Origin of the sequence: Dokdonella sp. (assembly GCF_044227025.1) — a bacterium.
Classification (GTDB): domain Bacteria; phylum Pseudomonadota; class Gammaproteobacteria; order Xanthomonadales; family Rhodanobacteraceae; genus Dokdonella_A.
The window spans coordinates 15435-40044 of sequence record NZ_JBGAFX010000008.1; the positions used below are offsets into that span (position 1 = coordinate 15435).

22 protein-coding genes and 1 tRNA gene are annotated in these 24610 nt (G+C 65.9%); 2 read left to right on the forward strand and 21 right to left on the reverse strand.

Annotated elements, in window-relative coordinates; all coding sequences use genetic code 11:
* Positions 1 to 295: 295 nt before the first annotated feature.
* Positions 296 to 814, forward strand: a complete 519-nt coding sequence (locus ACILRJ_RS16985) for a PDZ domain-containing protein (RefSeq protein ID WP_395684402.1) — start codon at positions 296 to 298, stop codon at positions 812 to 814.
* A gap of 45 nt (positions 815 to 859) precedes the next feature.
* On the opposite strand, the gene ACILRJ_RS16990 is transcribed toward ACILRJ_RS16985, so the two are convergent.
* From ACILRJ_RS16990 to ACILRJ_RS17010, 5 genes are read right to left on the reverse strand one after another with little or no spacing between them, the layout of a single operon-like run.
* A complete protein-coding gene (locus ACILRJ_RS16990; RefSeq protein ID WP_395684403.1) occupies positions 860 to 4432 on the reverse strand; it encodes a choice-of-anchor Q domain-containing protein in 3573 nt (1190 codons plus the stop codon).
* A 16-nt stretch (positions 4433 to 4448) separates the two neighbouring features.
* Entirely contained in the window at positions 4449 to 4967 is a 519-nt protein-coding gene (locus ACILRJ_RS16995) for a GNAT family N-acetyltransferase (protein WP_395684404.1), read from the reverse strand.
* A 2-nt stretch (positions 4968 to 4969) separates the two neighbouring features.
* Entirely contained in the window at positions 4970 to 5491 is a 522-nt protein-coding gene (locus ACILRJ_RS17000; protein WP_395684405.1) for a phage tail protein, read from the reverse strand.
* A 7-nt stretch (positions 5492 to 5498) separates the two neighbouring features.
* On the reverse strand, positions 5499 to 6017 hold the full coding sequence (locus ACILRJ_RS17005; protein ID WP_395684406.1) for a phage tail protein: 519 nt from the start codon (positions 6015 to 6017) through the stop codon (positions 5499 to 5501).
* Positions 6018 to 6026: 9 nt separating this feature from the next.
* A complete protein-coding gene (locus tag ACILRJ_RS17010; RefSeq protein WP_395684407.1) occupies positions 6027 to 6668 on the reverse strand; it encodes a phage tail protein in 642 nt (213 codons plus the stop codon).
* 15 nt (positions 6669 to 6683) lie between these two features.
* Here ACILRJ_RS17010 and ACILRJ_RS17015 point away from each other — a divergent pair, with 15 nt between their 5' ends.
* Positions 6684 to 7109 carry a DUF6916 family protein gene (locus tag ACILRJ_RS17015; RefSeq protein ID WP_395684408.1) on the forward strand — a complete coding sequence of 142 codons (426 nt, stop codon included), beginning with the start codon at positions 6684 to 6686 and terminating at the stop codon, positions 7107 to 7109.
* A gap of 23 nt (positions 7110 to 7132) precedes the next feature.
* Here the strand turns inward: ACILRJ_RS17015 and ACILRJ_RS17020 are convergent, their stop codons facing one another.
* The 16 genes from ACILRJ_RS17020 to nuoH form a co-directional block, all read right to left on the reverse strand.
* Positions 7133 to 7450: a DUF6916 family protein gene (locus ACILRJ_RS17020; protein WP_395684409.1), complete on the reverse strand. Its 318-nt coding sequence runs from the start codon at positions 7448 to 7450 to the stop codon at positions 7133 to 7135.
* Positions 7451 to 7615: 165 nt separating this feature from the next.
* The gene (pnp, locus tag ACILRJ_RS17025) at positions 7616 to 9715 is read right to left on the reverse strand and encodes a polyribonucleotide nucleotidyltransferase (RefSeq protein WP_395684410.1); all 2100 of its coding nucleotides are present in this window, start codon (positions 9713 to 9715) and stop codon (positions 7616 to 7618) included.
* Positions 9716 to 9895: 180 nt separating this feature from the next.
* Positions 9896 to 10165 (reverse strand): 30S ribosomal protein S15, encoded by a 270-nt coding sequence (gene rpsO / locus ACILRJ_RS17030; RefSeq protein ID WP_395684411.1) that lies wholly within the window; start codon positions 10163 to 10165, stop codon positions 9896 to 9898.
* 194 nt (positions 10166 to 10359) lie between these two features.
* On the reverse strand, positions 10360 to 11352 hold the full coding sequence (truB, locus tag ACILRJ_RS17035) for a tRNA pseudouridine(55) synthase TruB (RefSeq protein WP_395684412.1): 993 nt from the start codon (positions 11350 to 11352) through the stop codon (positions 10360 to 10362).
* Positions 11342 to 11704 carry a 30S ribosome-binding factor RbfA gene (rbfA, locus tag ACILRJ_RS17040; protein WP_395684413.1) on the reverse strand — a complete coding sequence of 121 codons (363 nt, stop codon included), beginning with the start codon at positions 11702 to 11704 and terminating at the stop codon, positions 11342 to 11344. Before rbfA ends, truB begins: the two co-directional genes overlap by 11 nt.
* 3 nt (positions 11705 to 11707) lie before the next feature.
* A complete protein-coding gene (infB, locus tag ACILRJ_RS17045; RefSeq protein WP_395684414.1) occupies positions 11708 to 14356 on the reverse strand; it encodes a translation initiation factor IF-2 in 2649 nt (882 codons plus the stop codon).
* Positions 14357 to 14486: 130 nt separating this feature from the next.
* Positions 14487 to 15980 (reverse strand): transcription termination factor NusA, encoded by a 1494-nt coding sequence (gene nusA / locus ACILRJ_RS17050; RefSeq protein ID WP_395684415.1) that lies wholly within the window; start codon positions 15978 to 15980, stop codon positions 14487 to 14489.
* A 78-nt stretch (positions 15981 to 16058) separates the two neighbouring features.
* Positions 16059 to 16592 carry a ribosome maturation factor RimP gene (rimP, locus tag ACILRJ_RS17055; RefSeq protein ID WP_395684416.1) on the reverse strand — a complete coding sequence of 178 codons (534 nt, stop codon included), beginning with the start codon at positions 16590 to 16592 and terminating at the stop codon, positions 16059 to 16061.
* A 197-nt stretch (positions 16593 to 16789) separates the two neighbouring features.
* Positions 16790 to 16866 (reverse strand) — tRNA-Met (locus ACILRJ_RS17060).
* Positions 16867 to 16915: 49 nt separating this feature from the next.
* Positions 16916 to 18394 (reverse strand): NADH-quinone oxidoreductase subunit NuoN, encoded by a 1479-nt coding sequence (gene nuoN / locus ACILRJ_RS17065; RefSeq protein ID WP_395684417.1) that lies wholly within the window; start codon positions 18392 to 18394, stop codon positions 16916 to 16918.
* A 10-nt stretch (positions 18395 to 18404) separates the two neighbouring features.
* Positions 18405 to 19913 (reverse strand): NADH-quinone oxidoreductase subunit M, encoded by a 1509-nt coding sequence (locus ACILRJ_RS17070; protein ID WP_395684418.1) that lies wholly within the window; start codon positions 19911 to 19913, stop codon positions 18405 to 18407.
* A 22-nt stretch (positions 19914 to 19935) separates the two neighbouring features.
* Positions 19936 to 21987: an NADH-quinone oxidoreductase subunit L gene (nuoL, locus tag ACILRJ_RS17075; protein WP_395684419.1), complete on the reverse strand. Its 2052-nt coding sequence runs from the start codon at positions 21985 to 21987 to the stop codon at positions 19936 to 19938.
* 133 nt (positions 21988 to 22120) lie between these two features.
* Positions 22121 to 22426, reverse strand: coding sequence for an NADH-quinone oxidoreductase subunit NuoK (gene nuoK, locus ACILRJ_RS17080; RefSeq protein ID WP_395684420.1), 306 nt, complete (start codon positions 22424 to 22426; stop codon positions 22121 to 22123).
* Positions 22423 to 23061, reverse strand: coding sequence for an NADH-quinone oxidoreductase subunit J (locus ACILRJ_RS17085; protein ID WP_395684421.1), 639 nt, complete (start codon positions 23059 to 23061; stop codon positions 22423 to 22425). The genes nuoK and ACILRJ_RS17085 overlap by 4 nt, the downstream gene beginning before the upstream one ends.
* Positions 23062 to 23080: 19 nt before the next feature.
* Entirely contained in the window at positions 23081 to 23569 is a 489-nt protein-coding gene (nuoI, locus tag ACILRJ_RS17090; protein WP_395684422.1) for an NADH-quinone oxidoreductase subunit NuoI, read from the reverse strand.
* An 11-nt stretch (positions 23570 to 23580) separates the two neighbouring features.
* Positions 23581 to 24573: an NADH-quinone oxidoreductase subunit NuoH gene (gene nuoH, locus ACILRJ_RS17095; protein WP_395684462.1), complete on the reverse strand. Its 993-nt coding sequence runs from the start codon at positions 24571 to 24573 to the stop codon at positions 23581 to 23583.
* Between the last annotated feature and the right edge of the window lie 37 nt (positions 24574 to 24610).

Genomic DNA, 24610 nt, shown 5'->3' on the forward strand with positions numbered 1-24610 from the left:
CAGCGGCAGGCGGACCTGCAAACTTTGCCAACGCGACGAACGGGGCGAGAATGCCCTCCCCCGACCCGCGGAACCCGCAATGACCCGTCGACTCGCCCCGCTTGCCCTGCTGCTGCTCGCCGGCTGTGCCAGCCATCCGCTGTATACGCCCGCGGAAGCGCCGCCGGGCGCCGCCAGCAGCGAAACCATCGCGCCTGCGCCTGAGCGAATCAGCTACGAGGAAACTCCCGGCCGCGATGCGGCGACCGTTGCGCGCATGCGCGCAACGCCGGCGCCTGCGAGCGCGCGGATCGACGTGGACGACGACGGCGGGGGCGACAACCGGCTGTCGGCGCAGGGCTACGTGCGGATCGGGCGCAGCCGCATGCCCGTGCAGTTGATCGGACGAGACCGCGAAACGGACGCGCGCGCCGAGGCATCGCGGCAGGCCGCCGCGATCGGCGCCGAGCGCGTCCTGCTCGCGTCGCCGCGCGGCACGGAGGACGCGGTCTGGATCGCCGACTACTACGTGCGCTTCAAGCTTTCGTTCGGCGCGACATTTCGCGATCTGCGCGCTCAGGAGCGCACGACACTCGCGGTGGACGGCGGCATCGCGATCGGCACCGTCATCGGCGGCACCCCCGCCTCGCGCGCGAACCTGATCGCCGGCGACTACGTGCTCGCCGTCGACGGCAAGCCCATCGCCGATCGCGCGGACTTCCAGGACCGGTTGAAACGCAGCACGACTCGCTCGGTCACGCTGACCGTGATCCGCAACGGCGAGACGCTGCAGCGCGTCGTCCGGCTCGGCGCGATGGCGGACGACAAGGATTGATGCCGGACGGATCCGGCGCGAGGTCGCGCCGGATCGCAGGTCCGGTTACCGAGTGCAGTCGCGGGTCGGCAGTTGTGCCTGCACGGTCGCATCGACGCCCTCGGGCAAGGCGATCTCGAGCGCGATGTCGGAGCCGTCGAGCAGCAGCACCGAGCGATCGCCGCTGGTTGCGACACCCATCGTCAATGTCGCCTGCGGCGTGGTGGTCGCCCATGCGGTCGCGTGCTCGACGCCGGCCTTGTCGATCGTGACGAGTCGTACGCGCGGCGCCGCACCGACATTCAGGCGCTCGACCCGCAGTCCCGCACCGTTCGCCGCATGCGCGACGAGGACGACGTCGATCGCGGCGCTGGCGGTTGCAGGCATTGCGAATGCGCGCGTCGTGGTCAGGTCGAAGCGTTGCTGCGCAGCGCCGGCGGGCGTGCAGGCCACGCTGGCGGGATCGCTCACCGACTCCGCGCCATCGCCGTATGCCACGTCCATGCCGGTGCGCATGATCACCAATGTATCCCGGTCGGTGGCGCTGGCGCTGGCTCCGCCCGAGGCGTTCACGGTGTAGGCGACGCTGCCGCCGCTCGCATCCAGACGCACCGGCGTGGTCACGATCCAGGTCAGGGTGCGGCCGATCGGCACGCGGACGTTTGCGTCGTTGAGCGCACCGCTACCGCTCGCGGTGCAGGTTGCACCGCCACCGGCGCCCTGGCAGGTCCAGGTCGTCGCCGCGGTGTCGAGTTGCGGCGGCGAGACATTGGCGAGGTTGATGCCGGTCGCATCGCCAGTGCCGTCGTTGGTGAGCGTGACGATGTAGTTCAGCAACATCCCGTAGCGCGCGTAGCTGCGGTTGTCGCTGAGGCTCAGGCTGAGGTGCGCCAGCGGCGTCGGGCAATTGACCGCGACATTGGTGATGTCGCTGCCGGCCAGCGTGCCGCTGCCGTTCGTGACCGTGCAGACCTGGGCCGGAGCGGTCGGCTGCTGGGCGATCGTCACCGCATAGGCGGTGAGGTCATCGAGCGGCTGGGCGAACACGAAGTTGCCGTTGGCGCCGATCAGCAGGGAGTTGCCGCCGTTGAGGCGCAACACCATCGCTGATCCGACCAGGCCGCTCACCGTGCCACCGACCGTGTGTGTGTCGATTGCGAAGTGTGCCACCACCGTGCAGTCCGCCGTGACCGCATTGGTCGTGTAGATCGTGTTGCCGGGCCCCGACAGCGTGCCGCCGCAGGTACCGTCGACGCTGGCGACGTGATGGCTTGCAGCCGGCGCGAGCGTGAACACCGTGGTCGCATCGTGGTCCACCTGCACCACCGTCGACGGGCTGATCGTGCCGTTGCCGCCGACGACGCTCGGCGTCACCGCATGCTGGTCGATCGCGAAGTGCGCGACCACCGTGCAGTCCGCGGTGATCGCATTGGTCGTGTAGGTCGTGTTGTTCGGACCCGACAGCGTACCGCCGCAGGTGCCGTCGACGCTGGCCACATGGTAGTTCGCGGACGGCGCGAGCGTGAACACCGTGGTCGCACCGTGGTCCACCTGCACCGCCGTCGACGGGCTGATCGTGCCGTTGCCGCCGACGACGCTCGGCGTCACCGCGTGCTGGTCGATCGCGAAGTGCGCGACCACCGTGCAGTCCGCGGTGATCGCATTGGTCGTGTAGGTCGTATTGTTCGGACCCGACAGCGTACCGCCGCAGGTTCCATCGACATTGGCGACGTGATGGTTCGCTGCCGGCGCAAGCGTGAACACCGTGGTCGCACCGTGGTTGATCTGTTGGGTACCCGCCGGGCTGATGGTGCCATTGCCGCCGATGACGCTCGACGTCACCGCGTGCTGGTCGATCGCGAAGTGCGCGACCACCGTGCAGTCCGCGGTCACCGCGTTGGTCGTGTAGGTCGTGTTGTTCGGACCCGACAGCGCGCCGCCGCAGGTGCCGTCGACACTGGCCACGTGGTAGTTCGCGGACGGCGCCAGCGTGAACACTGCGCTGGAACCGTGGTCCACGTTGACCGGGCCAAGCGGGTTGATCGAGCCGTTGCCGCCCGCGACACTGGCGAGAACGACATGCTGGTCGATCGTGAAGTGCGCGACCACCGTGCAATTCGCGCTGATCGCATTGGTCGTGTAGGTCGTGTTGTTCGGACCCGACAACGCGCCGCCGCAGGATCCATCGACGTTCGCAACGTGATAATTCGCCGCAGGCGACAGCGTGAAGACCAGCACGCTGCCACCATTGACGACTTGCGAACCCGCTGGAGCGATCGATCCGTTGCCACCGGCGACGCTCGACGTGACGGTGAACGTGTTCGGCACGAACGTCGCAACGCAGGTCCGCGCGCCGGTCATCGCCACGGTCGTGACCGGATTCGTCCCGGCACACGCACCGCTCCAGCCGGAGAACAGCTGGTTCGCGTTCGGTGTCGCGGTGAGCGTGACGGTCGGCTGCGTTTCACCGTCGTAGTACGCCGTGCAGTTTCCGCTGCAATTGCTGATCGTGCCGATCGTCGGCACCGGCGTCGCGCCGGCCGACACGCTGCCGCTGCCGACAATCGAGGCAGTCAGCGGCGACTGGCGATACTCGACCGCGCCGATGTCGCAGCTGGCGCCCTGCGGGCGCGTGAAACCCCGCTGGTCGGTGGCCTGGCACGGCGCCGAGGCCTCGAGCAGCGGACTGGTCGGTTGCGGCAGCTGGGTGCTGGTTGGCCCGCCGTTGTTCGCGAGTGCTCCGAGCAGCGGGCTGGTGCCATCGGCAAGATCACTGGCGATGTAGCCGACGCTGTCACCGCGCGCCTTCACGAGGTTGAAGCCACTGGAGGCAAGGCCGCTGAGCGCACCGTGCAGGTCGGGATTGGTCGGCGTGCCGCCGCCGGTCGTGCCGTCGCTGACGACGCTGCTGGTCAAGGTCAGGCTGGCGGCGGAACTGCCCTTGTACACATTGCCGCCACCAAGACCGGCGCTGTTCGCGGTGATCGTGCTGGCCGTGATCGTCGCCGTGCCATTGTTGAAGCTGATGCCGCCGCCGTTGCACGAAGCAGCCGTGTTCGCCGTGATTGTGCTGTTGGTCACCACCAGCACCGAGCCGGGTCCTTCGCTGCGGATGGCGCCGCCGCCGGCGCAATTGCCTGCGGTAACGCTGTTGCCGCTGAAGGTGCTCGACGTGACCGTCAGCGTGCCCGTGTTGTAGACCGCGCCGCCGGCATCGCTGGCTGCACTGGACGTGATCGCGACCGCGTTGAGGGTCAGGTTGCCGCTGTTGGAGATCGCGCCGCCCTGCCCGCCGGCGCCGGCCGAGCCTGCCGTCAGGGTCAGTCCCGAAACCGTGGTCGTACCGGAGGTCTGGAAGACCTGGCTCGCGTTGAGGGCGCTGACCGTGATCTGGTTCGCGCCGGGGCCGGTGATCGTCGTTCCGCTGACGTCGATCCGCCCGCTGGTCAGGTTGATCGTGCCGCTCAGGCCGGCGGCAAACGTCACGCTTCCGCCCGCGCCTGCCTGCTGGCGCAGGCTGCCGACGCCGCTGTCCGCGAGCGTGGTGACCACCCCGGCTCCGGCCGGCGCGGCACACAGCAGGAACCCGAGCGCCAGCCACGGCGCCGTGAGGTGTCGCCTCGTTGCATTGCCGATCATGCGTGCTTGCCCCTGTTCAAGCCGCCCGGCTCGCGTCACGATCGCGCGGCAGGCGTTCCATCAAGCGGTAGATCGAGCCACCGGCTTCGTCACAAAACACGAAACCGTGGCGGAGGTAGAGACGTTGTGCGGGATTTCCGTGCTCGACGTGGATGCGAACGACGAGGTGGTCCTCGTCGGCTTCCGCCTCGAGCTGCGAAAGCAGAAGGCTGCCGATCCCGCGTCCGCGGAATTTCGCCAGCAGCGCGATGTCGACGATGCACAACTCGTCGTCGCGGCGCTGGACATACAGGCGGCCCGCATCGACACCGTCGCAGGTGATGACGTGGAAACGGGTGGTGTCGTAGTTGAGCCAGTAGTCGCGTCGCTGTGCGGAGTGCTGCATGCGCAGAAATGCCTCGACCTGCGCTTCGTTCCAGCCGAGAGGCGCGAGCTCCTCGACGCGCGTACCCGCATACACCCGGTACAGGAAATCATCGTCGTCGGCGCGCAGATCGCGCAAGGCGATCTTGTGACCACATGGCGCGCCTGACATGCTCAATTGCGCGCCGGGAAGATGCCGCGCAGGGCGATGCAGAAATTCACCGCCAGGAATGGCTGCAGGTTGTTGTGCGGCTGGTTGCCGCCAGCAAGGCCGATCTCCAGCGGACTCATCGTTCCGGATGGACTGCCGGTCGAGTACACCTGGTCGGCACCGGCAGCGAGCGCAGCACCCGATGCGTTGGCGCGATCCGCGCGAGTACTCTGCGCGGGCACGCCGTGGGTGTGCGCCGGCATTTCGGTTTGCAGCAACGTCACGCCCTCGCTGCCGCCGATCTCACCCAGGTCGCGCTGGGTCAGACCGGGACCCGGGCCCGGTCCGAATCCCATCGGCACACGCCCCTGCAGGTTCGGCAGTGCGAAATTGGTCGTGCCATTGCCGCCGTAGTACGTGCCGAGGAGGGAGAACAACGCGGTGTTCTGCGAGATCGGAATCAGCTGGCCGTTGCAGAACGAGTAATTGCGCGGCGCGAAGTTGCAGCCGAACATGCGGATCTCGCCGACGAAAGGTGCGGTCATGGCTGCCTCAGTTCCGGCTCGGGAAGACGCCCTCGAGGGCGATGATGAAGTTTATGCACAGGAACGGCTGCGTATTGTCGTGCGGCTGGTTGCCGCCGCTCGGCGCAAGAGCGCTCGGCGAAAGGGCCACCGTGTTCGCGAAATCATGGTTGTAGATGTCCGCCTCTCCGCTGCCGAGCAGGTTGCCCGACGGACTCGAGCTGCGCGCGCCGCTACTGGCGGCGTTGATCACATGCACATGGGAGGGAATCTGCGCGGTGATCAGTGTCACCGACTCCGTTCCAGCCATCTGGCCCAACACGTAGTTGCTGAGCCCAGGTCCCTGGCCCTGGTTGATCGGCACGCGTCCGCGCAAGTCGGGCACACCGAATGTAGTCACGCCATCGCCACCGTAGGTGGTGCCGACCAGGGCGTACAGCGCATCGTTCTGCGAGATCGGCAGCAGTTGTCCGGCGCAGAACGCCCAGCCGCGCGGCGCAAAGTTGAAACCGGCCATGCGGATCTCGCCAAGGAATGGATTCGACATGGCGAGTGCTCAGTTGCGGGAAGGAAAGATGCCCTGCAGGGCGATCGCGAAATTGACCGTCAGGTAAGGCTGGATATTCGGATGCGGCTGGGTGCCGCCGCTGGGATTGGTGCTGGTGGCGAGCTGCACGTTGGGAGGCCCGCCGCGGTATGCCTTGTTCGCAGTCGGCGTGGCGGGCATCGCGCCGGTAGGATCCCCGGTGGTCGCGGCACCGGCCGCCTGCATGAAGTGGTTGTGCTGCGGCAATTGAGTCTGCAGCAGGGTGACGCTCTCCGTGCCCGCCTGCTCACCAAGCACGTAATTGGAACCACCCGCCAATTGTCCCGGGTGCAGCGGCACGCGAGAACGCATGTCCGGCAACGCGAATGTCTGGACGCCGTTGCCGCCGAATGTGGTGCCCAGCAGCGAAAACAATGCCTGGTTCTGCTGGATCGGCAGGATCTGTCCGGCGCAGGTCGCCCAACCACGCGGCGGGAAATCGAACGAGAACATTCGGATCTCGCTTATGAACGGCTGAGTCATAGGTGTTCCCCCGTTGCATCCGGCGTTACCGCATCGGACCTGCTCATGGTAGGCGTTCAGGCGCTGTGAACTCAAGCACAATTCCGCCTTGCCGCTGTCGACGGCGACCGTTAGACTGCCGTTCGTCATCCAGGGGGATTCGCCATGTCGCAGCCACGTCGCCAATTCCTGCGGCTGTTCGGCGTCAGCGCGGCCATGTTCGCGCTCGGCGAATCCAGCTTGGTCGCGGCCGCATCGGCAAAGACGTCCTCGGCCAAGAACCTGTCGGAAATGGACTATTCCTCGTTCGCGCAGCTGGTCGGCAAGGGATTCCGCCTCGCGCGCGACGGCAAGCCCGCAGTCGGCCTGCAACTTGCCAAGGTGGTACCGCTGAAGAGTGCGAAAGGCTACGCGGACGAGCGGATTGCTCGCGCGCAATGCTTCACCCTGGTGTTCCGCAGTGCAGAGCGCTCCGCCCTGCCTGAAGGTATCTACGATTTCAGCGTGAGCGGCGTGCAGACGTTCCAGGCCTTCATCTCGCCGATCCTCGGCGACGGCCGCAGCTATCAGGTCGTGTTCAACCGCACCTGAGCTCGTCCCCGGAAGCTGCCCGCTCAGGCAGCTCCGACCGCCCGGTTGAAAACCGCTTCGTAGGCGATCCGCAGCCCTTCCCGCGCAACCGGCACGAGGAAGATCTCGCGCGCATCCTCGCCGTCGAATTCGACGGCGTAGCTGCCCTGCTGCGGCACGCCGGGCTCTTCCACCTTGAACAGCAAGGCGAACTGCTCATAACCCTGGCGCTCTCGGCGCTCACCGACTTCCGCGAGAGTGCCGACGAGTTCGACTGCGCCGCCCTCGCGGTCGAGTGAACGCACGCGACACGCGCGCCCCAACAAGGCTGAAAAATCTTCATGGCGCATCGATGCTGGCATGCAGGACCACTCTCCTCACGATCGGGGCGAGTTTAGCAGCACGTTGTGCGGCGGTGTCCAACGCCGCGTCGCGGCGCCTGCGATCGAATCAGCAATCGCGCGCGTGATCGCCAAACGCGGGCAAAAAAAAAGCGGGCCAAAGCCCGCTTTTCATTCACGCGATTCTTATGCAGCGCCTTCTTCCTCGACCGCCTTCATCGACAGGCGGATGCGGCCCTGCTTGTCGACTTCGAGAACCTTGACCTTCACGATGTCGCCTTCCTTGAGCTTGTCGGAAACCTTCTCGACGCGCTCGTTGGAGATCTGCGAGACGTGCACGAGGCCGTCCTTGCCGGGAAGGATCGTCACGAACGCGCCGAAGTCCATCAGCTTGGCGACCTTGCCCTCGTAGATGCGGCCCGGCTCGACGTCGGAGACGATCTGCTCGATGCGCTTCTTCGCCGCGTCGCCCGCCTCGCGGTTGACCGACGCGATGATCACGGTGCCGTCATCGCTGATGTCGATCGTCGCACCGGTTTCCTCGGTGATCGAACGGATCGTGGTACCGCCCTTGCCGATCACTTCGCGGATCTTGTCCGGGTGGATCTTCATCGTGATCAGGCGCGGCGCGTATTCGCTCATCTCGGTGCGCGAGGTCGTGATGACCTTGTTCATCTCGCCGAGGATGTGCAGGCGGCCCTGCTTGGCCTGCGCCAGCGCGACCTTCATGATCTCTTCGGTGATGCCGTCGATCTTGATATCCATCTGCAGCGCGCTGATGCCATCGGCGGAACCGGCCACCTTGAAGTCCATGTCGCCGAGATGATCCTCGTCGCCGAGGATGTCGGACAGCACGACGAAGTCGGCGCCTTCCTTGACCAGGCCCATCGCGATGCCCGCGACCGGAGACTTGAGCGGGACACCGGCATCCATCATCGCGAGCGACGAGCCGCAGACGGAGGCCATCGACGAGGAGCCGTTCGACTCGGTGATCTCGGAGACGACGCGCAGCACGTACGGGAACGCTTCGATCGTCGGCTTGACTGCCTGCACGCCACGCTTGGCAAGGCGACCGTGGCCGACTTCGCGACGCTTCGGCGCGCCGAAGCGACCGGCTTCACCGACCGAGAACGGCGGGAAGTTGTAATGGAACAGGAACGGATCCTTCGACTCGCCTTCCGGCGCGTCGATGATCTGCGCGTCGCGCGTGGTGCCGAGCGTGACGGTGACGAGCGCCTGCGTCTCGCCGCGCGTGAACAACGCCGAGCCGTGCGTGCGCGGCAGCACGCCGACACGCGCGGTGATCGCGCGCACGTCGTCAAGCTTGCGGCCGTCGATGCGCACCTTCGTCTTCAGCACGCTGTCGCGCAACGTGTGGTACTCGAGCTCGACGAATTCCTTCGCCATGTCGACGGCAGCCCACGCGTTCTTCTCGGCTTCGCCCTTCAGCGAATCGATCACGTCGGCCTTGATCGCGGCGATCGCGTCGCGACGCTGCAGCTTGTCGCGGATCTGGAACGCCTGCTCGAGCTTGTTGCCGACCGCGCCCTTCAGCACTGCGACGAGCGCCTCGTTGCGCGCCGGCGCCTGCCAGTTCCACGACGGCTTCGCCGCTTCGGTGGCGAGCTCGGCGATCGCCTGGATCGCGACCTGCATCTGCTTGTGGCCGAACATCACCGCGCCGAGCATGACGTCTTCGCTGAGCAGCTTCGCTTCGGACTCGACCATCAGCACCGCATTCGCGGTACCGGCGACGACGAGGTCGAGGTCGGAGGTCTTGAGTTCGGTGTGGGTGGGGTTGAGCAGGTACTGGCCGTTCGCGTAACCGACTCGCGCTGCGCCGATCGGGCCCTTGAACGGGATGCCGGCCAGGCTGAGTGCGGCCGATGCACCGATCAGCGCCGGGATGTCGCCATCGATATCGGGGTTCAGCGAGATGACCTGTGCGATGACCTGCACCTCGTTCTTGAACTCTTCCGGGAACAGCGGACGCACCGGACGATCGATCAGGCGTGAGGTCAACGTCTCCTTCTCGGTCGGACGGCCTTCGCGCTTGAAGAAGCCGCCCGGAATGCGGCCGGCGGAGTAGAACTTCTCGACGTAGTCGACGGTGAGCGGGAAGAAATCCTGCCCCTCGCGCATCTTCGGCGCCGCCACCGCGGTCACCAGCACGACCGTACCGCCCATGCTGACCATCACCGCACCGGAGGCCTGGCGGGCGATTTCGCCCGTTTCCAGCGTGACCGTTTGAGCGCCGTACTGGAACGACTTGGTTACTTTCGCCACGTTAGTTGTCCTGTCTGGGAAGGCGCATTCCCCATGGAACGCGCTTGTGCTTCATTTGAAAAGTGCGGCCAGGGATGGCCGCTCTGGAGTTCATGCAACGCGAAACGCAGTCCCCGTCCAGCGGTTCGTCAAGCGGCGCCCATGCAGAACGCACGAGCAAACCGCGACGGGGACAGCAACCTACCGGCGCAGGCCCAGACGCTCGATCAGCGTCTTGTAGCGCTCGGCATCGGCCTTCTTGAGGTAGGCGAGCAGGCTGCGGCGCTGGTTCACCATCTTGAGCAGGCCGCGACGCGAATGATGGTCCTTGTCGTGGTCGGCGAAGTGCCTGGACAGGTGCTCGATGCGCGCGGACAGCAGGGCGACCTGTACTTCCGGCGAGCCGGTATCGTTCTTGCCACGACCGTAGTCGGCGATGATCTTGCTGGTTTGTTCGACTGGGAGAGACATGGGTTTGCCCTTTGATGGAACATACGGCGCGGGTCAGCTTGGACGCATTGCCAAAGCGCGAGCCGCGTCAGGAATCCCCGGCGGACCGGGACGAAATAAAGCTCCCTATTCTAACCCGTTTTTCCCGGCCAATGGAGCGCGGGTCGTCCGGAATTCCGTTCCCGGCCGCTCGCACGGCGACCCCCGACAGCCGTTCAGGCCGGGCTTTGTGCCGCCAGCGCGCCCGCGCTGAAACCGCGCCGCACGCGCACTTCTCCGGTGGGGTCCACCTCGACCAGCGCGACCAGCCGGCCGTCGGGGTCGATCGCGCAGGCGAATTCCGTGGCGGCCACGTCGTTGCGCAGCAGTCGCCTGCCTTGTCCGAGCGAGGCCGCTTCGGCCCGCGACACCGGCAACTGCGGCATTGCGGCCAATCCGCGCTCGAGCGGCAGCAGGCAGGCATCCAGCGCCTCCTCGCCGCGCGCGGCGATCGCTTCGAGCTGTTCCAGCGTGAACATGGCCGGCTGCATGAACGGCTCGACCCACATCCGGCGCAACGCCGTCACGTGGGCACCGCAGCCAAGCGCCTCGCCAAGATCGCGGACCAGGCTGCGCACGTACGTCCCCGAGCCACACTCGACCAGCAGGCGCAGGCGGTCGCCATCGCGGCCCAGCCAATCGAACCGGTGCACGTCGACTTCGCGCGACGGCACCTCGACCTCCTCGCCGCGGCGCGCCCGCCGATACAAAGGTTCACCCGCCTGCTTGAGCGCCGAATACACCGGTGGCACCTGCACGATGCGCCCGCTCAGGTGCCCCAGCGCGGCGCGGATCGTCGCCTCGTCGATGGCCGGTACCGGCCGCTGTCGCACAACCTCGCCCTCGGCATCATCGGTGGTGGTCGTCACACCGAGCAGGCATTCGGTCTCGTAGGCCTTGCGCGAGCCGAGCAGGAGGCCGGCGATCTTGGTCGCCTCGCCGAAGCACAGTGGCAACAGGCCGGTCGCGAGTGGATCGAGGCTGCCGGTGTGCCCGCCCTTTTCCGCGCGGAACAGGCGACGCACCTTCTGCAACGCCTGGTTCGAGGAAAGACCTTGCGGCTTGTCCAGCAGGAGGAGGCCGCTGATGGAGCGGAAACGGGGAGTCGGGAATCGGGAATCGCCAGGAGCCACGCTGCGCACCGCCCTCGACGATTCCCTATTCCCCATTCCCGATTCCCGCCTCGCCGCGCAACAACGACTCGATGCGCTCGCCCTTGTCGACCGAGTCGTCGTAGCGGAAGCGCAGCTCGGGTACGCGGCGCAGCTTCATCGAACGCGAAAGCTCGCGGCGGAATTCCTTCGCGAGTTCGTTCAGCGCCTTCGTCGCTTCGGGGCCCTTGTCGCCAATCAACGCGGTCACGAACACCGTCGCCATGTCGAGGTCCCTCGTGACCTCGACATCGGACACGCTCACCGACGGCAATGCGTGCTCGCGGACGGCGGCGTGCACCAGCAACGCGATCTCGCGCCGGAGTTCGGCCGAGACGCGATCGGATCGATTGAAGGATTTTGCGGGCATGGCCTACAGCGTCCTCGCAACCTCGATGCGCTCGAAGCACTCGATCTGGTCACCCGGCTTGACGTCGTTGTACTGCTTGACGCCGATGCCGCACTCGGTGCCATTGCGAACTTCGTCGACGTTCTCCTTGAAGCGGCGCAGCGATTCGAGTTCGCCCTGGAAGATCACGGTGTTGTCGCGCAGCACGCGGATCGGCTTGTGACGCTTGACCGTGCCCTCGATGACCATGCAGCCGGCGACCGCGCCGAACTTCGACGAGCGGAAGACGTCGCGCACCTGCGCGGTGCCGATGATTTCCTCGCGCACTTCCATGCCGAGCAGACCAGTCGCGACCTGCTTCACCTGGTCGATGACGTCGTAGATGATCGAGAAATAGCGCAGGTCCAGGTTGTTCGCATCGATGATGCGGCGTGCCGATGCGTCCGCGCGCACGTTGAAGCCGATGATGACCGCCTTCGACGCAGCCGCGAGGGTCGCATCGGATTCGGTGATGCCGCCGACGCCGGAGGCGATCACGTTGACGCGGATCGCATCGGTGGTGATCGCGCCGAGCGATTCGCGCAGCGCTTCCGCCGAACCCTGCACGTCGGCCTTGACGACGAGGTTGAGGGTCAACTGGCCCTGACCCTCGCCCATCTGCGCGACCATGTCTTCCATGCGGTTGCCGGCCTGCTTGACCAGGCGCGTCTCCCGGCGCTTGTGCATGCGTTGCTGCGCCACTTCCTTGGCCAGGCGATCGTCGGCGACCACGACGAAATCGTCGCCCGCCTGCGGAACGCCGGAGAGGCCGAGCACCTGCACCGGGATCGACGGACCAGCCGATTCGACCTGGCTGCCGGTCTCGTCGAACAGTGCGCGCACGCGACCGTATTCGATGCCGCAGACGAGGAAGTCGCCCTTCTTGAGCAAGCCCTGCTGCACCAGCACGGTCGCGACCGGGCCGCGCCCCTTGTCGAGGCTCGCCTCGATCACCGCGCCGCTGGCGCGGCCGTCCGGCACCGCGGTGAGATCCATGACCTCGGCCTGCACCGAGATCGCATCGAGCAGGTTGTCGACGCCGTCGCCGGTCTTCGCCGACACCGGCACGAACTGCACGTCGCCGCCCCACTCTTCGGGCACGACTTCGTGCTGCACGAGACCCTGCTTGACCGTATCCGGATTCGCGTCGCTCTTGTCCATCTTGTTCATCGCGACGATGATCGGCACCTTCGCCGCGCGCGCATGCTGGATCGCCTCGACCGTCTGCGGCATCACGCCGTCGTCGGCAGCGACCACCAGCACCACGATGTCGGTCGACTGCGCACCGCGTGCACGCATCGACGAGAACGCGGCATGACCCGGGGTGTCGAGGAAGGTGATCACGCCCTTCGGCGTGTCGACGTGGTACGCGCCGATATGCTGGGTGATGCCGCCCGCTTCGCCGGCGACAACCTTGGTGCGCCGGATGTAGTCGAGCAGCGAGGTCTTGCCGTGGTCGACATGACCCATGATCGTGACGACGGGCGGACGAGCCGCCTTCACGGCGTCATCGCCGGCCTGCTGCGCGAGCAGGGTCGTCTCGGCACTGGTGTCTTCGGCGGCGACAACCTTGTGGCCGAGCTCCTCCGCGACCAGTACCGCGGTGTCGTGGTCGATCGCCTGGTTGATTGTCACCATCACTCCCATCTTGAATAGCGCCTTCACTACGTCGGCGCCCTTGACCGCGAGCTTGCCCGCGAGATCGGCGACCGTGATCGTCTCGCCCACCGCGATCTCCTTGACCACCGGCGCGGTCGGCCGCGAGAACGCATGCGCGGGACCGGAGCGGCTCTGCTCGACCTGACGTGCCTTCGGGCGCTTGCGACCGGTACGGCGTGCCGCGCCTTCGCGCGACAGGTGCAGTTCGTTGCCGAAATAGCGCGCGCCGCCCGAGTCGTCGGAGCTGCCCTCTTCGCGCATGCGATGCGAACCATGCTTGGGCTTGTGGCGATGCTGGCCGTCGCCGGCTCCGGCGCCCGCACCGGGGCTGGCAGGACCCGCCGCCTCGCGCGCACGCTCGGGGCGCGGCGGATGCGCGCCTTCGCGCGCTGCCGGTACGGCGGTCTGCGGGGCGGCTTCGGCCGGCGTGGCCTTCGCAACATCTTCATCGCTGCGACGGCGCGAGTCCTCTTCCGCAGCCGCCTTGCGCGCGTCTTCCGCTGCGCGCATCTTCGCGTCCTCGTCGTGGCGACGACGATCCGCTTCCGAACGCGCGCGATCCTCGGCTTCGCGCTTGAGCTGCGATTCGCCGAGCTTGCGGATGGCGTCCTCGCGCTCGGGGTCGACCGACTGGCCTTCCTCGACCGTGCTGCGCTTGACGTAGGTGCGCTTCTGGCGCACTTCGACATTGACCGTCTTGGCGCTCGCGCCACGCTGGCCCGGCACCACGGTGATTTCGCTGACCGTGCGCCGCTTCAACGTGATCTGGCGCGGCGAAGCGGCCGCTTCGACCGGCGCTTCCTCTTTCTTGCCGTGCGTGCGGCGCAGGAAGCCGAGCAGCTTCACCTTCTCGGTGCTGCTGATGACCTGGTCCGGGTCGTTGAATTTCATGCCCGCCTCGCCAAGCTGCGCGAGCAGCTTGTCGACCGGTGTGCCGAGGACATTGGCCAGCTGTTTGATCGTGACGTCCGACATCGATTTCGTACTCCGTGGCCCTGCGACGCGTGCGGTAATGACCGTTCCGGCAGCGCTTCGCACCAGCGCCATCGTGCTCCTGCTTCAAGGACGGCGTGCTGAATGCGCGCCGCCCGTTCCGCGCCGGCCGTTACGCGACCGCGTCCTCGCGCGCGGCCATGATCAGCGCCGCGGCCTGGTCTTCGTCGATCCCCTCGATGCCCAGCTCCATGAATTCGTCGGTGGCGAGGTCGGCGAGATTCTCGCGCGTGACGATGCCATGCGAAGCGAGTTCGAACGCAAGGCCCTCTTCCATGCCCTCGACCGCGAGCAGGTCCTGCGCCGGCTTGTGCTCCTCCATGCCCTCCTCGACCGCGAGCGCGTCGGTAAGCAGCGCATCGCGTGCTCGCGCACGCAGTTCCTCGACGATGTCCTCGTCGAAACCCTCGATGCCGAGCAATTCGGCGGTTGGCACGTAGGCGATTTCCTCGACCGTCGAGAAACCTTCCTGCACCAGGATCTGCGCGATCTCCGCATCCACTTCGAGCTTGGCGATGAACAGGTCGCGCGCGGCGATCTGCTCGGCCTCGCTCTTCTGGCGCACCTGATCGGCGGTCATCACGTTGAGCTGCCATCCGCTGAGCTTGCTGGCGAGGCGCACGTTCTGGCCGCCGCGACCGATCGCCTGGGACAGCTTGTCCTCGGCGACCGCGATGTCCATCGAGTGCTTTTCCTCGTCGACGATGATCGACTGCACTTCGGCCGGCGCCATCGCGTTGATGACGAACTGCGCCGGATTGTCGTTCCACAGCACGATGTCGATGCGTTCGCCGTTCAGTTCGTTCGACACCGCCTGAACGCGCGAGCCGCGCATGCCGATGCATGCACCGATCGGATCGGTGCGATGGTCGTGCGCGAGCACGGCGATCTTGGCGCGGTCGCCCGGATCGCGTGCGCAGGCCTTTATTTCGACCAGACCCTGGCCGACTTCCGGCACTTCGAGCTTGAACAGTTCCATCATCAATTCCGGCGCCGTGCGCGACACGAACAGCTGCGGGCCACGCGGCTCCGATTTCACTTCGTACAGATAACCGCGCAGGCGGTCGCCGGTACGCACCGCTTCGCGCGGGATGCTGCGGTCGCGCGCCACGAACGCTTCGGCATTGCCGCCGAGGTCGAGGTAGACGCTGCCGCGCTCGACGCGCTTGACGATGCCGGTGATCAGTTCGCCGACGCGGTCGCGGTAGGCATCCACGACCAGCGCGCGCTCGGCTTCGCGCACGCGCTGCACGATGACCTGCTTGGCCGCCTGCGCCGAGATGCGCCCGAAGTCCGGGTTCTCGATCGGCTGTTCGACGTAGCCGCCGACCTCGATGCCTTCAACCTCGTCCACCGCATCCATCAGGCGAAGCTGGCGGTCGGGCGACTCCATCACGACGTCGTCGGCCACGACTTCCCAGCGCCGGAACGTCTCGTAGTCGCCGGTTTCACGGTCGATCGCGACGCGCACCGAGACGTCTTCCTCGGCGTAGCGCTTCTTCGCGGCGGACGCGAGCGCGGCCTCCATCGCTTCGAAGATGACGCCGCGCGGCACGCCCTTCTCGTTTGCAACCGCATCGACGACCAGCAGCAGATCTTTGCTCATGTACCGACTCCGTCACCGGTCCGCATCAGCGGCCGGAATGGCCTTGAAATAAAACGGTTGCGCCCCGTCGGGGCGCTCTCAAACCTTTCTCTTCGCGGGACGCCGCGCCGGTTTCGCCGGCACCGCTTCCTCGCTGCGCGCCGGCTTCAGGCCGAGCGCCGCATAGTCCGGGACCAGTCGCGCCTTCGCAATGTTCGCGTGCGCGATCGCGACTGTCTTGCCGTCCTGCTCGATCGCCACGCGATCGGCATCGACCGCATCGATGCGTCCCTGGAACCGACGCCGCCCGTCGATCGGCAGGTTCACCGTGATCTTGACCTGCTCGCCGGCGAAGCGTTCGAAATGTGCCGGCGTGAACAGCGGTCGCTCCAGCCCCGGCGAGGAGACTTCCAGCGTATAGCGGCCGGCAACCGGGTCGTTGACGTCGAGCAGCGCGGAGATCTCGCGGCTGGCACGCTCGCAGTCGTCGATCGTCACGCCGCGTGTCGATTCATCGATGTAGACACGCAGCAGGCTGCCACTCGCGCCGGTGGCGAACTCGATGCCGACGAGTTCGAGGCCGAGGTCGGCGATCGCGGGTTCCAGCAGCTGGCTGAGTTCCTGATTCGTCATGTTTTCCAGGGGGCAGAAACAAAAAATGGGCACGAGGCCCATTCCGTAGTTCGCCGTTGTGTCGCATCCAACATCGGCGGAACCGCCTTGCGGCGGCCGGCGCATCCTGCGCCTGGGTGCGGCTTGGGGACATCCCTCGACCGAACCCTGAAAACCCAAGAAAAAAGGCCGCTCTAGGCGGCCTGATTCCTTAGACCTGGTAGCGGGGGCAGGATTTGAACCTGCGACCTTCGGGTTATGAGCCCGACGAGCTGCCAGACTGCTCCACCCCGCACCGAGCTGCGCAGTGTAGCGGCCCTGCAACGATCCGGCAAGCCCGGCAATCACCGGGCAATGGCGGCCGTCACCGAAAGCGCCTGGTTGCACCAGTCGAGCAGCGGTCCCCAGGCGATCCCGAGCACGAGCAGGGCGAGGCCGTTCAGCGACAGCGCCCAGCGGAACGTGCGGTCGCCCGGCAACCCCAGCGCCGAGCTGTCGCGCGCCTCGTCGAAATACATGACCTTGACCACGCGCAGGTAGTAGTACAGCCCGATGATCGCGAACACGATCGCGACGATCGCGAGCCACATCTGGCCGGCGTCGATGACCGCCTTCAACACCATCAGTTTGGCGAAGAAGCCGAACAGCGGCGGCACGCCGGCGAGCGAGAACATCGCGATCGCCATCATGCCTGCGTACCAGGGATTGCGCTGGTTGAGGCCCCTGAAATCGTCGATCTCCTCGGCCTCGAAGCCGGCACGCGCGAGCAGCATGATCATGCCGAACGCGACGGTCGTCATCAGCGCGTAGCTGATCACGTAGAACATCGCGGCGGCATAGCCGCTTGCGCTGCCGTTGACGAAGCCGAGCAGCAGGAAACCGACGTGCGAAATCGTCGAATACGCGAGCATGCGCTTGAGATTGGTCTGCGCGATCGCGAACACGTTGCCGACCGCCAGCGACAGTACCGCGAGCACACCGAGCATCTGGGTCCAGTGCGCGCTCATGCCGCCCATCGCGCCGTCGAGCAGGCGCCACGCCATGCCGAACGCGGCGAGCTTGGAAGCCGAGCCGATGAACAGGGTCACCGCGGTCGGCGCGCCCTGGTAGACGTCGGGCAACCACATGTGGAACGGTGCCGCACCGAGCTTGAAGGCCGAGCCGACCACCAGGAAGACCAGGCCGAACACGAGCAGGGTCCGATGCGGGCTGTTGGCGGAGAAATCCGCGACCGCATGGATCTTCGCGAGGTCAAGCGTGCCGGTCGCACCGTAGATCATCGACATTCCGTACAACAGCAGGCCGGACGCGAGCGCGCCGAGCACGAAGTACTTGATCGCTGCTTCGCTCGATATGGCCGAATCGCGATTCAGCGCCACCAGCGCGTAGGAACTCAGGGTCAGCAGCTCCAAGCCGAGGTAGACGGTGACGAGGTTGCCGGCCGACACCAGCAGCATCATCCCTAGCGTCGCGAACAGCAGCAGCAGGTAGAACTCGCCAATGAAGAGCTTGCGTTCGCGCAGATAGTCGCGGCTGTACACGAAGACGAGGCCGGTCGTCAGCAGCACGAACACCTTGAGCACGGTGGCGACGCCGTCGCGCAGGAACATGCCGTTGAAGGCGGCGACGCTCGCCCCCTGCCCCGGCGCGTCGCGCCAGACCAGGAATCCGGTGACCGCTAGCGCGACGAGCGACAACCAGTGCGTGACGCCGCGCTGGGCCGGCTTCAGGAACAGGTCGATCAGGAGGATCGCGCAGGTCGCTGCGAGCAGGAACAGCTCGGGCAGCAGCGTCGCGAGGTCGGCGGGATTGAACTGGATCATGTCGAGTGGCTCACATCTTGGCCAGGGCGAGCTGCTGCACGAGCTGCTGCACGGCAGGTTCCATCAGATCGATCAGCGGCTTCGGGTACACGCCGACCGCGAGCACGCCGGCGGCGAATGCGCCGAGCACGATCCACTCGCGCGCGTCGAGATCCTGCATCTTGGCGACCTTGTCGTTGCCGACTTCGCCGAACACGACGCGCTTGACCAGCCACAGCGTGTAGGCGGCGCCGATGATCAGGGTGAACGCGGCTACCGCGGCGATCAACGGGCGATCCTGGAACGCCGCCAGGATCACCATGAACTCGCCGACGAAGCCGGACGTGCCAGGCAGGCCGCAGTTCGCCATCGCGAACAGCACCATGAACGCGGCGAACCACGGCATCACGTTCACGATGCCGCCATAGTCGCGGATCATGCGCGTGTGCAGGCGGTCGTACATGACGCCGATGCAGGAGAACATCGCGCCGGAGACGAAGCCATGCGAGATCATCTGCACCATCGCGCCCTGCACCGCGAGGCGCGCGCCGTCGGGATTGTTGTTGACGCGCACCAGCGCCAGCGCGACGAAGATGCCGAGGGTGACGAAGCCCATGTGCGCGATCGACGAGTACGCGACCAGCTTCTTCATGTCCTCCTGCACCAGCGCGACGTAGCCGATGTAGACGACAGCGATCAGCGACATCGCGATCACGACCCAGGCGTATTCCTGCGACGCGTCCGGGGTGATCGGCAGCGAGAAGCGGATGAAACCGTAGCCGCCGACCTTCAGCATGATCGCGGCGAGGATGACCGAGCCACCGGTGGGCGCCTCGACGTGCGCGTCAGGCAGCCAGGTGTGCACCGGCCACATCGGCACCTTGATCGCGAAAGCGATCAGGAACGCGAAGAACAACCACGCCTGCTCCTTCGCATCGAGGCCCGCATGCGCGAACGCCTCGAGCGAGAACTGGCCGGTCTTCATGTGCAGGTAGATCAGGCCGACCAGCATGAAGATCGAGCCGAGGAACGTATAGATGAAGAACTTGAGCGTGGCGTACACGCGCCGCGGGCCGCCCCAGATGCCGATGAGGATGAACATCGGGATCAGCATGCCTTCGAAGAACACGTAGAACAGCAGCGCATCGGTGGCCGCGAACACGCCAATCAGCAAACCCTCGAGCGCGAGCATGGCCGCCATGTACTGCGACACGCGTTTGTCGATCGGCCCCCACGAGCCGATGATCACCAGCACGCTGGTGAATGCAGTCAGCACGATCAGCGCGATCGAGATGCCATCGACGCCGAGCGCGTAATTCGCGCGGAGCGCGCCAATCCAGGCGACGTTCTCGACGAACTGCATGCCGGGCACCGACGGCAGGTAGCCGGTCCACAACGGAATCGCGCAGACGAAGGTGGCGAGCGCGACGAGCAGCGACAGCCAGCGCGCCACGCCCGGCTGGCGCCCGAACGCAAGCACGGCGATCGCGCCGAGGATCGGCAACCAGATCAGGAGACTAAGGAGATGCGAAGCGGGCATGGTCGTGTTCAGTCCCTGTTGATCAGAGCGCCGCGTGGGTGATTGCCCACCACGCGCCGCCAAGCAACGCGATCAGGCCGAGAATCATCGCGAAGGCATAGTGATAGAGATAGCCGGATTGCAACCAGCGCACGGTGGCGGAGACGCGGTCAACCAGCGCGGCCGAACCGTTCACCGCAACGCCGTCGATGAGGCCGGCGTCGCCGCCCTTCCACAGGCCGCAGCCGAGCGCGATGCCGCCGCGCGCGAACACCGCCTGGTAGAGCTCGTCGATCCAGTACTTGTTGTTGAGCATCGTGTAGACGGGGCGCAGCGCATTCTTGAATCGCGCCGTCACGCCGGGATTGAACTGCCAGATGTACGTCGCGACGCCGAAGCCCGCGAGCGCGATCCAGAACGGCGGCTGCATGAAGCCATGCAGAACCATCGCGAGCGGACCGTGGAACTCCCGGCCGATCTCGGCCAGCACGTCGCGGCCTTCCTCGCCGCTGACGTGGATCGACTTGCCGAACCAGCCGCCGAACAGCATGGGACCGACCGTGAACCAGCCGATGACCACCGAAGGAATTGCGAGCAGCACGAGCGGCAGCGTGATCACCCAGGGCGATTCATGCGGCGCATGCGCGAGATGGCCCGGCTCATGGTGGCCATGATCATCGTGGTGCTGGTCGTGATGCCCATGGTGCGCGTCGACGACGAAACGTTCCTGGCCATGGAAGGTCTTGTAGAGCAGGCGGAAGCTGTACAGCGCGGTCACGAACACGCCAGCCATCACGCAGAAATAAGCGTAGCCCGATCCCCAGCGGTGCGACTCGCCGACTGCCTCGATGATCGCATCCTTGGAAAAGAAGCCGGCGAAGCCGGGCGCGCCCGCGAGCGCGAGCGAGCCGAGCCACATAGTGATCCAGGTGATCGGCATGTACTTCCTGAGGCCGCCCATGTAGCGCATGTCCTGCTCGTGGTGCATCGCGACGATGACCGAACCGGCGCCGAGGAACAGCAGGGCCTTGAAGAACGCATGCGTCATCAGGTGGTAGACGCCACCCGCGTAGGCCGACACGCCGAGCGCGACGGTCATGTAACCGAGCTGGGACAGCGTCGAATACGCGACCACGCGCTTGATGTCGTTCTGCACGATGCCGATCAGGCCAGTGAACAATGCGGTGGTCGCGCCGATCACCAGCACGAACGACAACGCCGTTTCGCTGAGTTCGAAGATCGGCGACATGCGCGCGACCATGAAGATGCCCGCGGTGACCATCGTCGCCGCATGGATCAGCGCGGAGATCGGCGTCGGGCCTTCCATCGAATCGGGCAGCCACACGTGCAGCGGCACCTGCGCCGACTTGCCCATCGCGCCGATGAACAGGCAGATGCAGACGATCGTGGCGACATGCCACGGGTGACCCGCGAAAACTTCGACCGTACGCGCCGCGATCTCCTCGCTGCCGGCGACGCGGAACACTTCGGCATAGTCGAGCGATCCGAACCAGAACAGCACGCCGGCGATGCCGAGCAGGAAGCCGAAATCGCCGACGCGGTTGACGAGGAACGCCTTCATGTTCGCGAAGATCGCGCTCGGCCGCTTGAACCAGAAGCCGATCAGCAGGTAGGACACGAGGCCGACCGCTTCCCAGCCGAAGAACAGCTGCAGGAAGTTGTTGCTCATCACCAGCATCAGCATCGAGAACGTGAACAGCGCGATGTAGCTGAAGAAGCGCTGGAAACCCTCGTCCTCGGCCATGTAGCCGATCGTGTAGACGTGCACCATCAGCGACACGAACGTGACCACGACCATCATCATCGCGGTCAGGCGATCGACGAGGAAGCCGACATGCGCGCCGATCGAGCCGACCTGGAACCAGGTGTAGAGGTTTTCGTTGAACGTGACGGCGCCGCCCCAGACCAGCTGGTACAGCACGTGGAACGACAGCGCGCACGACAGTGCGACGCCGGCGATCGTGATCCCCGCCGCGCCGACGCGGCCGACCTGGTTGCGGAACAGACCCGCGACCAGCGCGCCGAACAGCGGCGCGAGCACGATGAGGAGGAGGATGTTGGAATTCAAAGCCATATTCTTCTGCTCGTCATCCCGGCGAAAGCCGGGATCCAGTTTTTCCATCCTGCCAACCGGGTCCAGGAGCTGGATGACCGGCCTTCGGCAGTTGTGCAGCGCCTCCGGCTTCCGCCGGAATGACGGCTCCCGCTTACCCCTTCATCGAATCGATTTCGGTCACGTTGATCGTCGCGCGGTTGCGGAACAGCACCACCAGGATCGCGAGGCCGATCGCGGACTCGGCTGCCGCCACCGTGAGAATGAAGAACACGAACACCTGTCCCGACGCGTCGCCGAGGAAGCGCGAGAACGCGACGAAATTCGTGTTGACCGCGAGCAGCATCAGCTCGATCGCCATCAGCAGGGTGATGACGTTCTTGCGATTGATGAAGATGCCGGCGACCGCGATGCAGAACAGCACTGCGCCCAGCGTGAGGAAATGCGCGAGCGTGATCATGGCGTGGCCTCCCCGGCCTTGTCGGATGGCGCGACCGCCGGCTTCACCGCATCCATCTTGACGATGCGCACGCGGTCGCGCGCCTGCACCATCACCTGGCGCGCGGGATCCTGCGTCTTCACGCCGCGACGCTGGCGCAGGGTCAGCGGCACGGCGGCGACGATCGCCACGGTCAGGATAAGCGCGGCGACCTCGAACGGCAGCAGGTACTGGCTGAACAACGTGTTCGCAAGCCAGACCGTGTTCGACATGCCGGCCGCGGCGGCCGGCTCGGTCGGTGCGGGCAGTTGCATCGAGCGCACGCCGATCAGGCCGAGCATCTCGACCAGCATCACCACCGCGACGAGCAATCCGACCGGCAGCGCGCGCACGAAGCCTTCCCGCAGCGGATCGAGGTCGAGGTCGAGCATCATCACCACGAACAGGAACAGGACCATCACCGCGCCCACGTAGACCAGCACGAGCGCGATGGCCAGGAACTCGGCGTCGGCCAGCAGCCAGACGCAGGCGGTCGAGAAGAACGTAAGCACCAGGCTCAGCGCGGCATGCACCGGGCTGCGCACCGAGATGACGGCGAGCGCCGCGCCGACCGTGACGGCGGCGAACGCGTAGAAGCAGATCAGCTGGAAGCTCATGCGGTCGGTTCCTTGTTCATCAGCGGAACGCCGCGTCCTGCGCGCGGTCCGCGGCAATCTGCTTCTCGAAGCGGTCGCCGATCGCCAGCAGCTGCAGCTTGGTAACGATGTTCTCGCCGCGCTGCTCGAAGTGGTATTCGTGGATCGAGGTCTCGACGATCGAGTCGACCGGGCAGCTTTCCTCGCAGAATCCGCAGAAGATGCACTTGAACAGATCGATGTCGTAGCGCGTCGTGCGACGCGTGCCGTCCTCGCGCGGGGCCGAATCGATCGTGATCGCGAGCGCCGGGCACACCGCCTCGCACAGCTTGCACGCGATGCAGCGCTCCTCGCCGTTCGGATAGCGGCGCAGCGCGTGCAGTCCGCGGAAGCGGTTCGACTTCGGGATGTGCTCCATCGGGTAGCGCACCGTGTACTTCGGGCGCCACAGGTACTTGAACGTGAGCCACAGGCCGGCCCACAGCTCCAGCAGCATCAGACTCTTGAGATAGCTCGTGACTCGATTCATTGACTATCGCCTCAAGCGCCTGCCGTGACCCAGCCGAAATACTTCATGCAACCCGCCACGAACACCCACACGATCGTGATCGGGATGAACACCTTCCAGCCGAGCCGCATGATCTGGTCGTAGCGGTAACGCGGGAAACTCGCGCGGAACCAAACATAGGCGGTCGCGAAAAGGAACGCCTTGCCGCACAGCCACCACCAGCCCGGTTCGCCGAGCAATCCCCACGATACCGGGAATGGCGACAACCAGCCGCCCAGGAACAGGATCGGCGCGAGGAACGAAATCAGGATCATGTTCGCGTATTCGGTCAGGAAGAACACCGCGAACGGCGCGCCCGAATATTCGACGTGGAAGCCCGCGACGATCTCCGACTCGCCTTCGGCGACGTCGAACGGTGCGCGGTTGGTCTCGGCGACGCCGGAGACGAAGTAGATGATGAACATCGGCAGCAGCGGCAGCCAGAACCACTCGAACGCGCCCTTGCTGCCCGCCTGCGCCTGCACGATGTCCGACAGGTTGAGGCTGCCAGCGAGTATCAGCACGCTGACGAGCGAGAAGCCCATCGCGATTTCATACGAGACGACCTGCGCGGCCGAACGCATCGCGCCGAGCATCGCGTAGCGCGAGTTCGACGCCCAACCGGCAAGGATGATGCCGTACACGCCCATCGAGGTCATCGCGAGCAGGAACAACAGGCCCGCGTTCGCGTTCGACCACGCCATCCTGGGGCCGATCGGGATCACCGCCCACGCCGCGAACGAGGGGATCAGCGCCCACAGCGGCGCGAGCAGGAACAGCGCCTTGTTGGAATTCGCCGGATAGACGACTTCCTTCAGCAGCAGCTTGAACACGTCCGCGAACGTCTGCGCGAGTCCGAACGGACCGACCTTGTTCGGCCCCATGCGCACGTGCATCCAGCCGATGACCTTGCGTTCCCACCAGACATACAGTGCGACGCCGATGATCAACGGCAACAGCGGCAGCAACAGCAGCCCGAGCGCCATCGACAACGTCGGGAACGTCGACACGAACCAGTGGAAG

Excerpts from the sequence above, each read along its gene's own strand:
- ACILRJ_RS16990 (WP_395684403.1), bottom strand. The coding sequence starts at position 4,432 with ATGATCGGCAATGCAACGAGGCGACACCTCACGGCGCCGTGGCTGGCG.
- ACILRJ_RS16995 (WP_395684404.1), bottom strand. The coding sequence starts at position 4,967 with ATGTCAGGCGCGCCATGTGGTCACAAGATCGCCTTGCGCGATCTGCGC.
- ACILRJ_RS17000 (WP_395684405.1), bottom strand. The coding sequence starts at position 5,491 with ATGACCGCACCTTTCGTCGGCGAGATCCGCATGTTCGGCTGCAACTTC.
- ACILRJ_RS17005 (WP_395684406.1), bottom strand. The coding sequence starts at position 6,017 with ATGTCGAATCCATTCCTTGGCGAGATCCGCATGGCCGGTTTCAACTTT.
- ACILRJ_RS17010 (WP_395684407.1), bottom strand. The coding sequence starts at position 6,668 with ATGACGAACGGCAGTCTAACGGTCGCCGTCGACAGCGGCAAGGCGGAA.
- ACILRJ_RS17015 (WP_395684408.1), top strand. The coding sequence starts at position 6,684 with ATGTCGCAGCCACGTCGCCAATTCCTGCGGCTGTTCGGCGTCAGCGCG.
- ACILRJ_RS17020 (WP_395684409.1), bottom strand. The coding sequence starts at position 7,450 with ATGCCAGCATCGATGCGCCATGAAGATTTTTCAGCCTTGTTGGGGCGC.
- rpsO (WP_395684411.1), bottom strand. The coding sequence starts at position 10,165 with ATGTCTCTCCCAGTCGAACAAACCAGCAAGATCATCGCCGACTACGGT.
- truB (WP_395684412.1), bottom strand. The coding sequence starts at position 11,352 with ATGGGGAATAGGGAATCGTCGAGGGCGGTGCGCAGCGTGGCTCCTGGC.
- rbfA (WP_395684413.1), bottom strand. The coding sequence starts at position 11,704 with ATGCCCGCAAAATCCTTCAATCGATCCGATCGCGTCTCGGCCGAACTC.
- infB (WP_395684414.1), bottom strand. The coding sequence starts at position 14,356 with ATGTCGGACGTCACGATCAAACAGCTGGCCAATGTCCTCGGCACACCG.
- nusA (WP_395684415.1), bottom strand. The coding sequence starts at position 15,980 with ATGAGCAAAGATCTGCTGCTGGTCGTCGATGCGGTTGCAAACGAGAAG.
- rimP (WP_395684416.1), bottom strand. The coding sequence starts at position 16,592 with ATGACGAATCAGGAACTCAGCCAGCTGCTGGAACCCGCGATCGCCGAC.
- nuoN (WP_395684417.1), bottom strand. The coding sequence starts at position 18,394 with ATGATCCAGTTCAATCCCGCCGACCTCGCGACGCTGCTGCCCGAGCTG.
- ACILRJ_RS17070 (WP_395684418.1), bottom strand. The coding sequence starts at position 19,913 with ATGCCCGCTTCGCATCTCCTTAGTCTCCTGATCTGGTTGCCGATCCTC.
- nuoL (WP_395684419.1), bottom strand. The coding sequence starts at position 21,987 with ATGGCTTTGAATTCCAACATCCTCCTCCTCATCGTGCTCGCGCCGCTG.
- nuoK (WP_395684420.1), bottom strand. The coding sequence starts at position 22,426 with ATGATCACGCTCGCGCATTTCCTCACGCTGGGCGCAGTGCTGTTCTGC.
- ACILRJ_RS17085 (WP_395684421.1), bottom strand. The coding sequence starts at position 23,061 with ATGAGCTTCCAGCTGATCTGCTTCTACGCGTTCGCCGCCGTCACGGTC.
- nuoI (WP_395684422.1), bottom strand. The coding sequence starts at position 23,569 with ATGAATCGAGTCACGAGCTATCTCAAGAGTCTGATGCTGCTGGAGCTG.
- nuoH (WP_395684462.1), bottom strand. The coding sequence starts at position 24,573 with ATGGCGCTCGGGCTGCTGTTGCTGCCGCTGTTGCCGTTGATCATCGGC.